The organism is Chitinivibrio alkaliphilus ACht1 (assembly GCF_000474745.1).
GTDB lineage: Bacteria > Fibrobacterota > Chitinivibrionia > Chitinivibrionales > Chitinivibrionaceae > Chitinivibrio > Chitinivibrio alkaliphilus.
In genome coordinates this window covers 219,264-231,728 of sequence record NZ_ASJR01000001.1, presented here as the reverse complement: position 1 = coordinate 231,728, position 12,465 = coordinate 219,264, and the positions used below count along the sequence as shown (strand labels likewise).

The 12,465-nt window shown below is 49.5% G+C and carries 10 protein-coding genes; 5 read left to right on the top strand and 5 right to left on the bottom strand.

Going from position 1 to position 12,465, the window contains the following annotated elements; all coding sequences use genetic code 11:
• The coding region (locus CALK_RS13165; RefSeq protein ID WP_034636029.1) for a hypothetical protein at positions 1-345 on the bottom strand (345 nt) is incomplete at its 3' end.
• A gap of 265 nt (positions 346-610) precedes the next feature.
• A complete protein-coding gene (locus tag CALK_RS00975) occupies positions 611-1,774 on the bottom strand; it encodes a BaiN/RdsA family NAD(P)/FAD-dependent oxidoreductase (RefSeq protein ID WP_022635768.1) in 1,164 nt (387 codons plus the stop codon).
• Positions 1,775-1,880: 106 nt separating this feature from the next.
• Here CALK_RS00975 and CALK_RS00970 point away from each other — a divergent pair, with 106 nt between their 5' ends.
• Both CALK_RS00970 and CALK_RS11835 read left to right on the top strand, forming a co-directional pair.
• Positions 1,881-3,122 (top strand): exonuclease SbcCD subunit D C-terminal domain-containing protein, encoded by a 1,242-nt coding sequence (locus CALK_RS00970; protein WP_022635767.1) that lies wholly within the window; start codon positions 1,881-1,883, stop codon positions 3,120-3,122.
• Complete coding sequence (locus tag CALK_RS11835) at positions 3,109-6,363, top strand: AAA family ATPase (RefSeq protein ID WP_022635766.1); 3,255 nt, start codon at positions 3,109-3,111, stop codon at positions 6,361-6,363. Before CALK_RS00970 ends, CALK_RS11835 begins: the two co-directional genes overlap by 14 nt.
• 244 nt (positions 6,364-6,607) lie before the next feature.
• Here CALK_RS11835 and CALK_RS00960 read toward each other — a convergent pair whose 3' ends face one another.
• From CALK_RS00960 to CALK_RS00955, 3 genes are all read right to left on the bottom strand, one after another.
• Positions 6,608-7,489 (bottom strand): hypothetical protein, encoded by an 882-nt coding sequence (locus CALK_RS00960; protein WP_022635765.1) that lies wholly within the window; start codon positions 7,487-7,489, stop codon positions 6,608-6,610.
• 189 nt (positions 7,490-7,678) lie between these two features.
• A complete protein-coding gene (locus tag CALK_RS12745; protein ID WP_155851750.1) occupies positions 7,679-7,822 on the bottom strand; it encodes a hypothetical protein in 144 nt (47 codons plus the stop codon).
• On the bottom strand, positions 7,819-9,156 hold the full coding sequence (locus tag CALK_RS00955; protein ID WP_081697926.1) for an MATE family efflux transporter: 1,338 nt from the start codon (positions 9,154-9,156) through the stop codon (positions 7,819-7,821). Before CALK_RS00955 ends, CALK_RS12745 begins: the two co-directional genes overlap by 4 nt.
• Before the next feature lie 85 nt (positions 9,157-9,241).
• Between CALK_RS00955 and CALK_RS00950 the strand changes: the two genes are divergently transcribed.
• The 3 genes from CALK_RS00950 to CALK_RS00940 all read left to right on the top strand — a co-directional run bounded on the left by CALK_RS00950 (position 9,242) and on the right by CALK_RS00940 (position 12,453).
• Positions 9,242-9,808 (top strand): RNA polymerase sigma factor, encoded by a 567-nt coding sequence (locus tag CALK_RS00950; protein ID WP_022635763.1) that lies wholly within the window; start codon positions 9,242-9,244, stop codon positions 9,806-9,808.
• Complete coding sequence (locus tag CALK_RS00945; RefSeq protein WP_022635762.1) at positions 9,798-10,274, top strand: anti-sigma factor family protein; 477 nt, start codon at positions 9,798-9,800, stop codon at positions 10,272-10,274. The genes CALK_RS00950 and CALK_RS00945 overlap by 11 nt, the downstream gene beginning before the upstream one ends.
• A gap of 130 nt (positions 10,275-10,404) precedes the next feature.
• Positions 10,405-12,453 (top strand): TonB-dependent receptor plug domain-containing protein, encoded by a 2,049-nt coding sequence (locus CALK_RS00940; RefSeq protein ID WP_022635761.1) that lies wholly within the window; start codon positions 10,405-10,407, stop codon positions 12,451-12,453.
• Positions 12,454-12,465 lie beyond the last annotated feature (12 nt).

Below are 12,465 nucleotides of genomic sequence, written 5' to 3'. Positions count from 1 at the left end.
ATCGTGAATTGCAAAAGCAAGATACAATAAAATAGCCACTCCTGATACTATTTCATTACTAAATATCAATAGCGCAACAAAAGGGGTCGCTATAAAAGCCATTGCCAAATGTATGAATGCATTTTTGATAACACGTTCTTTGAGAGGAGGGGATGCCTTTTGTGACAATGCAGATTGTTGTGTACCATTAAACTTTGATCTACTTGAACCAAATCCTAAGCCACGTCTGCTTATGCCTACACCAGACGTTTTTTGGGTTCCATTTATGTCGGATAATCCATTCTGATAAGCCAATGAAAGTTTCTGAACATTTGTAGATTTACATGTTGCGCACGATAGTGACATTGCAACTCCTTTTTTTATAAGTATGAGTTTATAAGATCGTTAAACATAAATATTCCTACAAATAAGTATTAAAAAAAAATGGCAGACTATATTTATTTCCTCCTTGAATATACGGATCAGTTTTTCTTATGGCCTCCACGTTGTTTTAGGATATGCGTAGATTGCTACTACACGGTATTTATCACCACGGCTACTCAGTTTGATAGTGTATTACAGGTGTTATGGCATTTCGTACAGATTTTTTCAGCACCGACGGAACCGCAATTCACCGCTGCAGCGTCCCGCTAATTTGCTCATTAATCTTTCGTGCACAGACAACCCCTGAAGAAAAGGCCCACTGAAGATTGTATCCTCCCAGTTGTCCCGTCACGTCAAGGACTTCCCCCGCAAAAAACAGCCCCGGCACACGGCGGCTTTCAAGATGTGGTGTGAGCTCTTCAGGGCAGACACCGCCACGGGTCACCTCCGCCCGGCGATAGCCAAACACCCCCGCCGGAGAAAAGCTGAAGCGGTGCAGGGTGGAAAGAATCTCCCTTTCCTTTTTTCCACAGGATCGCAGGGGGATATCCTCCATGCCGTGGTGGTGCAAAAAGGCCTTTACAAAGCGTTTGGGAAGTGGCAGGGCTGTGCTGATGGAGCGGTTTCCAGCCTTCGAAATACACTGTGAAAGGGGAGTGGCGGGGAGAAAATTGATGTGAATGGGGCCTTTTTCCCAGTAGAGAGAAGCATTCATGGCTGCCGGGCCGGTGAGCCCCCGATGGGCGCAGAGGATATTTCCCCGCAGTATCTTTTTTCCCACCGTAATTTCCGCCTCCAGGGAGAGGCCGCTCAGGGTGGTGAGCCATTTTTGTGGCGGCAGAAGGGTAAAGCCCGTGAGGGCCGGTGCGGGGGTGATGATTCTGTGTCCAAAGGCACGGGCGATATCATATCCCACGGGGGAGACACCCAGATGGGGCCAGGCAAGGCCGCCGCTTGCCACAATGAGGTTTTTGCAGTACAGGGGCTTTTGGGTGGTGTGGATAATAAAATGATCTTTTTTCTCCACCTTTTTCACAGCCCTGTTGAAATAGAAGGTTGCGTGAGATGTTTTTTTGCGAAAAAAGCGGATTGCCTCGTCGGCAGAGGAGAGAAAATACTGTCCCGGCACCACGGCATTTTTCCTGGTACTGCGCACGCCACTTTGGGTAAGGAGTTTTTTGAGATCCCCCGGGGAAAATTCCCGCAATACCGCTTCCACGACGGCAGTATCACCGCGAAAATGGGTCGGTGTCACCGTCTCATTGGTGATATTGCACTTTCCACCCCCCGTCACGCGCAGTTTTTCCCCCATGCGCCCGTTGTGATCCACCACTGCCACGGAGGAGGGAAGATGGGCGGCGGCCATGAGTCCTGCGGCGCCGGCGCCGATGATTGCTGTGGTATAGATCATGTTTGTCCTTTCCAAGGGGCTTTGGGGAATCAGTAAAATAGTATCTTGAACAGGGCCCGCAACAGAGGGTATATTGAAGGATACTAAAATAACGAAGGATATGGGGATGAAACTGTTGCACACCTCAGACTGGCATCTTGGGCGGATGCTCTACGGACAAAAACGGTATGAGGAGTTTGAGGCCTTTCTCCTCTGGCTCAAGGAGCTCCTCAAAAAAGAGGCCTGTGACGGCATTATTATTGCCGGGGATATTTTCGATACCCCCACGCCGAGCAACCGTGCCCAGGAGTTGTACTACTCCTTTCTTGCCGCGATATCATCCTTGTGCCGCCATATTATTATTATCGGGGGAAACCACGATTCCCCCACCTTTCTCGATGCTCCCTGTGCCCTTTTGCGCAGTTTACAGATTCACGTGGTGGGGGCAGCCCCCTCGCAGGTGGATGATGAGATTATCTGTTTGCGCGATAGTGAGGACGCTGTGGAGGCAGTGGTGTGTGCCGTGCCCTATCTGCGTGATCGGGATATTCGTACCGCCTCTGCAGAGGGAGGGGATGATACGGAGTCTCTGCGCCGCCGGGCCGTAAGTGCACATTATGCCAAAGTAATTTCCCGCGGTGAAACCCTGCGCCAACAGGCCGGCTCTCATGTGCCCCTCATTGTGACGGGACATCTTTTTACCGCCGGCGGGACCACCGTGGATGGGGACGGGGTGCGGGAGCTCTATGTGGGGAGCCTGGACCGGGTGTCGGCGGATATTTTTCCCGATACCGTGGATTATGTGGCCCTGGGACATCTCCATGTGCCCCAACGGGTGCAGCAGCGGGAGCACATACGCTACAGCGGATCACCCATCCCCATGGGGTTTAATGAGGCGAAGCAGGAAAAACAGGTGGTGTGCCTCACCTTCACGGAAGATTCTTCAACCCCGTGTATTACCACGGTTTTTGTGCCGGAGTTTCAAAAACTGGAGCGTATTCGCGGCGATGTATCGCATATTCAGGAGCGTTTGCGGGCCCTTTCTGCAGAAAAAAGCCGGGCCTGGGTGGAGGTGGAGTATACGGGGGATGAGATTATTCACAGATTGCAGGATGAGATTGAAGCGGTATGTTCCGGCCCCTTTCCACGGGTGATACGGATAAAAAACCGCACCTTTGTGCAGAGCATTCTTCCCCCTGAGGAGACAGAAAGTCTGGAGGAGATGAGCCCCGAAGATGTCTTTGAAAAATGCCTTGTCCGGCACGATGTTTCTCCAAAAGAGCAGGAGCCCCTGCGCCAGCGTTTTAGCAAAGTTCTCCGTGATATATATGAAGAAGACCGGGGGGGAGCAGACCATGAAGATCATTGAAATCGGGGGAAAAAATCTCAACTCCCTCACGGGTGAGTGGCGGGTTGATTTTACCCATCCCGCCTTTGAATCATCCGGTATTTTTGCAATCACGGGCCCCACGGGGGCGGGCAAATCCACCATTCTCGATGCGCTCTGTATGGCCCTCTATGGAAAAACCCCCCGTCTTGACAAAGTGACGGCGGGGCAAAACGATATTATGTCGCGGCACCGGGGGGAGTGTAGTGCCCGGGTGATTTTTGAGACACGGCAGGGGCGATACTGCGCCCACTGGTATCAAAAACGGGCCCGTAAAAAAAGCGGCGGTAATCTGCAACCGCCCAAATGGGAGGTTTCTCTTTTGCCTGAAGGTACCATACTGGAAGACTCCCTGCGGAATATGCCTGCACGCATGGAGGAGATAACGGGGATGGATTTTCACCGTTTTACCCGCTCCATGCTTCTTGCTCAGGGACAGTTTGATTCCTTTCTCCGTGCAGAAAAGGGCGATCGGGGAGAAATGCTGGAGCAGATTACGGGGACGACCATCTATTCCCATATTTCCCAAAAAGTGCATGAGTATACGACAGAACAGAAGGCTGAACTTGACCGGCTTCGGGGGGGCATGGACAGCGTATCCCTCATGTCGAAGGAGGAGGTGGAGGCCGTACAAAAAGATCGTGATGCGGCAAAGGATGAACAGGAAACCCTTCAAAAAGGCCTTGCTGCGGATTCGGCCCTGAGACAGCGTTGTATACACAAGGAGGCCCTGCAAAAAAAACAGGGGGATCTTTCCAGAGAAATTGAAGAGCATACCCACCGCGAAGAAGCCTTTGCGCCGCAGAAAAAACGCCTTGCATGGGCCCGCCGTGCCGCCGATATTGAAGGACTTTTTCAACGGTGTAGCACGGTTCGTACACAAAAAAAAGGGGAAGAAAAAAAGCTGGCCGAAAAGGAAAATGAGCGTCCCCGCCTGCAAAAAGAGTATGAAGAAGCGCAAAAAAAGAGGGAGGAGGTGGAACGCCGCATCCAGGCCTTTGAACGGGATAAAAAAGAGGCCCAGGAGCTTTTCTTGCAGGTGCGCAATCTGGATAAGGATATCGACACCGCTCAAAAAGAGTTAGATCGCCGTACACAGGAAAAAAAGAAGGTGCGTGAAAAGGAAACCTCTGAGAATGAGTGTTATACAAAGGTTGAGGATGCTCTCAAAAAGCTGGAAAAACGCCGTGAGGAAGTTGCGGCCTATCTTCGCCAAAATGCTTCTGCAAAAACGCTGGTGGCATCCTGTGAGCACCTGTGTGATGAACTCTCGCGTTATGAAGCTCTTTACGGGGAGATACAACGGGCGCAGGGCGAACTTTTGGGTATGGATACAACCCTGAAGAAGTATCGGGAGACATGGCGCCGTGAAAAAAACGCCTGTGAAGAGGCTGAAAAGGGATTGAAGGCCTGTGAGAAGGAGGTGGCGTTTCAGGAGAAGCGTTTGGAGGAGATTCTGAAAGGACGCCTCCTGCGGGAGTATCGCAGCAGGCGTGAACACCTTCTGGAAAAGCGCACCTATGAAGAAAAAATCCGCTCCTTTTCCGAGGAGCGTACAAAGCTCAAAAAAGATACCCCCTGTCCACTCTGTGGAGCAAGGGAGCATCCCTTTGTCACGGAGTACAGCAGTTCTGTTTCAGAAATAGACCGGGAGCTTTCTGAGCTGAAAGATCGTATTACCCGGGCTGAAACGGCGGAGGAGCAACTGCGCACGCTTGGAAACAAAAAGGAGCACCTCCGTGATGAAGAGGCACAGCGTCGAAACACATTTACGGAAGTGGAGGCAGAGGGGCGTCGTCTGCGGGAGAAACGGGAGGAGCAGGACGCGCAGGAAAAAAAACTTCGGGGACAGCGTGATGAATGGGGCAAAGAGCTGCGTGAAAAGCTTGCGCCCTATGGTATCTCCCTTTCATCGGAGACTACTCTTTCCCAAGTGCGTACAAAGCTTACAGGACTTCGTGATACCTGGCTTACATATTCGGAGGAGGCTCAGAATATAGAAAAAGAATACATACGTCTTCAGCAGGAACGTGAGGCCCGCCATGCTTCCCGTGAAGAAATTCGTACCAGGCTGCGGGAATGTTCTGAAAAACTGGCTGAGCAGACTGCCTTTGTGGAAGATTTGCGGAAAAAACGGTATGAGCTTTTTGGGTCCAGGGATGTGGCAGAGGAGGAGCATATTCTGGAAGAGGAGGGTCGGAATATACACTGGGATCGTGAGGCAGCACAAAAAGAAGGGGAAACAGCTCAAAGGGAGTATCAACGCTGTACAACCCAGATAGAAGATATTCTATCAAAGATTCAGGATATTGATACAGAGCTTGGTGCCGTGGAAAAGGAGTTTCAGAAAGCCCGTGAAGCGGCAGGCTTTGAGAGCGAAGAAGCCCTTTGTGCCGCTCGTATGACTGTCTCAGAGCGGGAGGAGCTTGCCCGGCGTGAACAAGAGCTTTCGGAACAGCGTATCGGCCTGTCTAAGAGCTTGGAGCAGGTGGAAGCTGATCTTGCCCGGGAAGAGGAAAACCCCGTGGAAGAAAGCCGGGAGAGCCTGGAAGCACGTATTGGGGAAACAGAAGCTGCTCTGAAGAAGATACAGCACCGGGTGAGTGAGCTTGACTATACCCTGCGTGAGGAGGAGCGGAAAAAACAGGAGCGTGCGCAAAAACAAGAGGAGATAGCCCGGCAGGAGGAGGAGTATGCCCGGTGGAGTGCCCTGCACAGTCTTATCGGGTCTGCCGATGGAAAGAAATTCCGCACCTTTGCCCAGTCTCTCACCTTTCGCACCATGGTGGCTCAGGCAAACCGTGAGTTGAAAAAAATGAGCGACCGCTATATCCTCACCATGGATGAGGCAGAACCCCTCACCCTCAGTGTGATTGATCAGTATCAGGGCGGGGAGATCCGCTCCACCAAAAATCTTTCCGGGGGGGAGTCCTTTCTGATAAGTCTTGCCCTTGCCCTGGGATTGTCCCACATGGGGGGTAACAGGGTGCGTGTGGATTCTCTCTTTCTCGATGAAGGCTTTGGTACCCTTGATGAAGACTCCCTTGAAACGGCAGTAAATGCCCTGTCACACCTCCATGAGGAGGGGAAAACCATTGGGGTTATTTCTCACGTGGCTGCCCTGAAAGACGGGATTGAACCGCGCATTGAAATTGTTCCCGGCGTGGGAGGAAACAGCCGGATTACGGGCCCGGGCTGTTCTATGAAGAAGGAGCCGGAGTAGGGGAGTTTTTTTGCCAATGCCCACTGCAGAGGTTGTAATTGGTTGATTGTGCCTGCTAGCCCAGGGTGGTGCAGGCCGTACTTACAGGGGTACGCATATGATACGGAAATGGTATTTTTCGTGGCGGTATTTAGAGCTTGCTTTACAAAGATTGGTGCCAAGTAATTCCTAAAAAATCAGGAGAGGAACTTCTGTTTTCTGGAGAGATAATCGGGAGCCATGCCCCCGATTTTGCTGTAAAATGTTATTCCATGGTAAAGACATCTCTTTGTATGGGTGAGACCCTGGTGATTTTTGCGTGGTCTTGGGGCTCATGCCGTTCGTAGAAGCGAGAGTGGGTTATAGAACCTGTACCAGTATGTGTCCCATTTATGGATGTTTTAATATCGACATGGGTCTGTATTTTTAAGGTATCCCTTTCGATGGTATATTCAGTGGTGTATTCAAGAATGTAGAGCTCCCCATCCTCTTCTCGTTCCTCAACTCCAGACCATAGATCTCCATAGATGTGGGTATTTGATATGCTATCTGTCTCATCTTTTTCAAAATGATAGATCGCTTTAGGATCATCTATATGTACGGTATCACGCGTTGTCACACCTCCAGCCCTGCTTTCTTCAATCTCCATAAACGCACGCCACTGATTATCCAGGAGAATATCACGGGGGGCATCCCTGTCTCCGGTATCGTCATCATCGTCATCATCAATCCAGCTGTCAGGGGGTATGTCTCCATCGTAGAGAACAAAGACTATCTCTTCGGGTTCCCCCTCTTCATGGGGAAATACCCGCAGGGTATCCCTGTTTATGATATCGTATTCAGCTGCTATATCTTCTCCTGTTATGGTACTATCCGTAATATGGTCATAGCTTTGTTCATCGATATGGTATTCACCAAAATTCATATGAACGCGTAATGTTCCATTATAAAATTCGATAATCTGGAGTGTATCGTCATACCAGTGAGTGGTATCACCCTGTTCCACAACCCGAATGGCTCTCCAGTCATTGTTCTTCAGAATATCTCTATTGCTTCTGTCTGACGGCCCCGTTGAGTCACCGCATGAAAGAAGCAGCCCCGTTGAGAGAATGAGTACAGTAAAAACAGCTTTTTTGATTGTCGTCATGGTTTACCCCTTTGAAAAACATAGACGTACCTTTGTGTATGCGTAGGAGTGCTTCCTGTTGCAGGAACACAATCCTCACTCTGTATGTATACCATAGATCTCTATGAAATAATAACTTTTTACCCCAAGACCGACATATTTCTCTGTATCCCACTGGTATTACAGAGGATCGTTGTTTGAAGAAGGAATTTACTCTTCTTCTGCGTGAGAAATCAGGGGGCGGTGCGTGGGGAAGGGTTCATGGCAAAGGCTGGGCGGAGCTGTACCCCCACGAAGGTTTTCTGTTTTTGCCAGACAGTGCATGGTAAGACTTCCCCAGAGAAAAATAATCATGATTGCCAGAAGATTTCCCAGGGTAATGCCAAGCCATATTCCCGTAACACCGTGGGAAAAGTGTATGGCAAAGAGCCATGAAAAAAGAGCTGAAGTATAACCGTGCGAAGAAGGGAGGCAACAAGAGAGCGCCCTCCCCGTTTAATGGATCGAAACATGGCAGAGGTAATAATACCCATGGGAGAGAAGGCAAACACGGGAGAGAGATAGCGGAGAATTGTTGCAATGAGAGGACGCAGGTGGGCAGAATCATCTGCGTAGGAGAATATCAGGGCGATGTGCTCTGCAAAGAGAAACACACAGAGGGCGAGTACCCCTTGAATTTTGAGCCCCGTTTGTATGGCATAGAAGTAGGCGCTCTTCATTTTTGCGGGGTTTTCTTCTCCGTAGGCTGCTCCAATAACAGAAAGAGTGGCTCCGGCAAGACCGAAGGCCGGAATATTAATAAACATGAGGACCCGCCAACAGCTGGTATATGCTGCAAGATGTGCTCCATCTCCCACAAGGGTTATGAGGCGCATAATGCCAGCGGCAGCCACGGATATAGCAGTTTGAGCAAGGGCGGTGGGGATTCCCACGCGGAGTATATCCCCGATAATTGTACTTTTGGGTGTTTCTGTTTTCACTGTGAAGGTAATGTGCGTGTCCTGACGGATCCACAGCCAGTACCCGCTGAGAGCAGCAGCACAGGCAAAGGAGAAGACCGTGGCCCATGCCGCTCCCGTATATCCCAGATCAAAGGTATAGATAAACAGGGGGTCAGCTCCGATATTAATGAGGGAGGCTGCTGACATGAGGAGCATGGATCGTTTTGCATCTCCCTCAGCTTTTAAGATTGCATTGGAGATGATGGTAAAGGCAAGAAAGGGGGAGCCCAGAAGGAGTATTCTCCCGTATCGATATGCCATTTCACCAATGGTCTCACAGCCGGCAATACCCACCATGATTGGTCGAAAGACGGGGAGTATTCCCAGAATGAGGAGGGTCAGTATTGCTCCGGTAAGAAGGTAGGTCAATACGGCCGCCCCACCGGCATCTCCGGATTTCTTTTCGCCAATCTTTCGTGAGATAGCCGCACCTCCGCCGATACCGATGCCGCTTGCAAAGGCCATGAGAATCATAAAAACAGGAAAAAACACCCCTACAGCGGCAAGGGCATCATCGCCATATTCAGGGATGCCCGAAACCCATATTCCATCAACAATATTGTATAAGGTTTGTATAAGCAGTGAAAAGGCTATGGGGATGGAAAGAATGCGTACAGCGCGACGTGGTTCACCAAGAAGTACAGAAACGGTATCTCTTTGAAAAGAGCTCATACATTCCTTTCTCATAGATTCCTCGCTAAAATACTATGTGCCCCTATGTATATTAGGAAATAAATAATTACTTCAGTAACGAAATCGTAATATGGGGCGTATGAAAAACGAAAACTTTACAGAAAAAGAGTATGTAGCGGATTGGCTTGACAACAAAAATGTAAAGGCCTTTACCAAGCTCTATGATGAGTATAAGCATAAAGTGTTCAGTTTAATACTGCGCATGGTAAAGGATCGAAACGTTGCAGAGGATCTGCTGCAGGATACGTTCATATCCGCTCTAAACTCCATAGATCGGTTTGAACGAAATAGAAGTTTTTTAAGTTGGCTTTTTGGAATTGCTCACAAAAAGACCATCGATTACATTCGCCATGAGAAGGTGGTGAATAAATATCAAGATGAAGCTTCTCAAGCGGTGGGAAGTCGGATTCAAGACCCCTTGAGCAGTACCGCAGATGGACGGGTAAGGGAGTTGGTAAACCATGTACTTGAGGATATCTCCGTTGAGCAAAAAGAGGTTTTCCTCATGCGAGAAATGGGAGGTGTTCCCTTTAAAGATATTGCAGAGATTACGGGATGTACCATTAACACAGCTTTAGGGAGAATGCGATTGGCCTGTGAAAAGATACGAAAAGAGTTTGTAAAGCGAGGGTATTATGAAGTGTAATCGCCATGAAGAAGAGGGGTTTCTCTACGTGTTGGGTGATTTGACAGAAAGTGAACGTGTTGCCTACGAGGAACATATGGAAGAGTGTGTCTTCTGTGCCCGTGAGACAGCTGAATATAAACGTTTCTTCTCTCTGGTGCGCAGTGATGGTGGTCTTGAAACCACTGTGGACCCGCGGCGTGATGCGCAGATACGACGTGCCATTATTGCCATGCGCGATCGGCGATATCGCTGGTCACTTCCCCTGTCTTTTCTCATTAAGAAAGGCACCGTTGCCATGTGTATTGTGGGAGTAGGATTTCTTTCCGGCCTCTTTGTTGCGGGGAATGTTGTTATGCCCAATCATGGAGCACCGGGGGGGAGTCCCTTGGTTTTAGAAGACTCCCTTCCGTCGGATTCTCTCCGGGATTTTCATGAGGGGGATGGGCGCTCCATTCGTCCCGTGGGTGTACAGCAACAGCGATAACGTATTCCATATCAGCATACTAGAAAAGAGGAAGAGTTGTTCTTCCTCTTTTTTTATCGCCACAGAGATTACCCCTTGCACAATCTCTTCCGCAAGGATATACTTAGGGCCAACGCAGCAGGAGGATGAAATGAAGCGGCCCTTATTGCTTACGGTACTCTGTATGCTCTGTTTTGCCGGTGAGGATCCTCTTCTCACCATGACCTTTGAAGAATTAATGCAGGTACAAGTAACCGTGTCGTCTCGTATGGATGAAACGGTGAGCCGTGCTCCGGGATTTGTATCCGTGCATACGGCAGATGATATTCGTTCTTATGGACATTTTTCCCTCGGAGATCTTGCTAATAGTACCCCGGGATATTCCACAAATATTCGGTTTGGAGAACGTGGCCTTGAAACTCGTGGACAAGGTTTTGATGGGTGGAACAATAACAAACATCTCCTCTTGGTGGATGGTATTCCCGTGCGCCATGTACGGGCAAATAAGGTGTTTATTGAAGAGAATATGCCTGTCTTGGGCGCATCTCAAGTTGAATTCCTTCGCGGACCAGCTTCAGCCTTGTATGGGGTGGGGGCTTTTTATGGTGTTTTAAATGTGGTGTATGATGATCCTCCTCCCGGAAGTACACGGGGCTTTGCCCGGATTTTTGCGGGAAATGAACGGTCCACCCGAGGAAACTTTGCCGCTCTTTCCCATCATGGATCTGCAGGGGTGAGCCATGTAGAAGCAGCCCGCTATACCCGCGAAGCATCCCGTACCCCTGTAATGGGAGATTCCCGGCGACTCTATCGAGATCATACCTATGCTTCCTATGCGAGATTTTCTCATGCCTTTTCCACGGGGAGAGCCCATGGGCTTGGCATAGGGGTTCTCTATAGCGAGAAAGAGGGAGGGATTGGAGAGTTTTGGGGGAGTTCAACCCATAAGGGAAATCGCGTCGTGTGGACCACCCTTATGCCCTATGTGCGGTATGAAACCGATATTTCAGAACGGCTTTCCCTGGAATCATATCTGACCGTAACTGAGTCTGCGGAACGGGGATTACGGGTGAATAATCAGTATAATACTGCTATTCCTCAAGATATTATCGGTGAGTATGATGAACGTTTAAGATCTCTTGATTATGTCACGGAGTTTCAGTATGAGATAGACTCGTTCCATACGGTGAAAACCGGCCTCAACCTATATAGCCATAGCGGTCTGGGCCGCAACGGAGGAACACGGCACTGGTTTGTCTCAGCCTCTGATACGGGTATTGTATGGGATGCAGATACAGCCTTTGAAGCAGAAACAGAGCCTACATATACCCTTTCGGGATATGCCCAGTATCAAGGTCGTTTTCCTGTGTTGTCAGGCCTTCATGTAACCGCGGGGTTTCGTGAAGACTTCGGTACGTATCGTGATCACTCCTTTCGCCGAATATCTCCTCGTCTTGCTCTTGTGCAAGGGTTTTCTCCGCGCTTTAGTGGTCGCCTCCTTTTCGGCACGGCCCTTCGGGCACCGGGACAAAAGGAGCTGAGCCTGAATGATGAAGCACAACGGCGGTTTGATGCGGAGGAGGTTCCTATTCGTATTGCCGACCTTGAAGAAGAGTATCTCTACTCCCTTGAAACGGGAGTTAGCTATGCGGGCGATGTGGTCTATATAAGCGGTGCGTTGTTTTATAACTCCACCGATAATACCATAGAAAACTATACCCCCGATACAACGGAAGGTGGCATGAATCTGAATGCATTTCGTAATGCTCGCGGGAGTATTGATGCTTACGGTGGAGAAGTTGAGACTATTATTTCTCCCGGTACTGAGTCACGTTTGTTTGCAAATTATGCCTGGGCTCGATCGGAAGATGCAGCAGGAAAACGCATTGTTGGAATGCCAACGCATAAATTTTCCCTTGGTGGGCGTCATCGCTTTTTACTCCCCGTTCCACTCACCGTATCAGTACTGAATTCCTACACTGCCGGATATGTTATGGGTGACAGGAGTACGGGCTTAGGACGGGGGGAGACCTCTTTCTTTCTCTCTGGGGCGGTGAGCAGACATCTTTCTGTTGAGTTGCAGGGAAAAAACATCTTTGATGATACGACGCCGCTCATCTCCGGTTCACAGGGAGTACAGGAATATACTGTTCCTGTGCAGGGACGTAGATGGTATGCAGGAATGAGCCTTACCTTATGAATAGATTAGGTG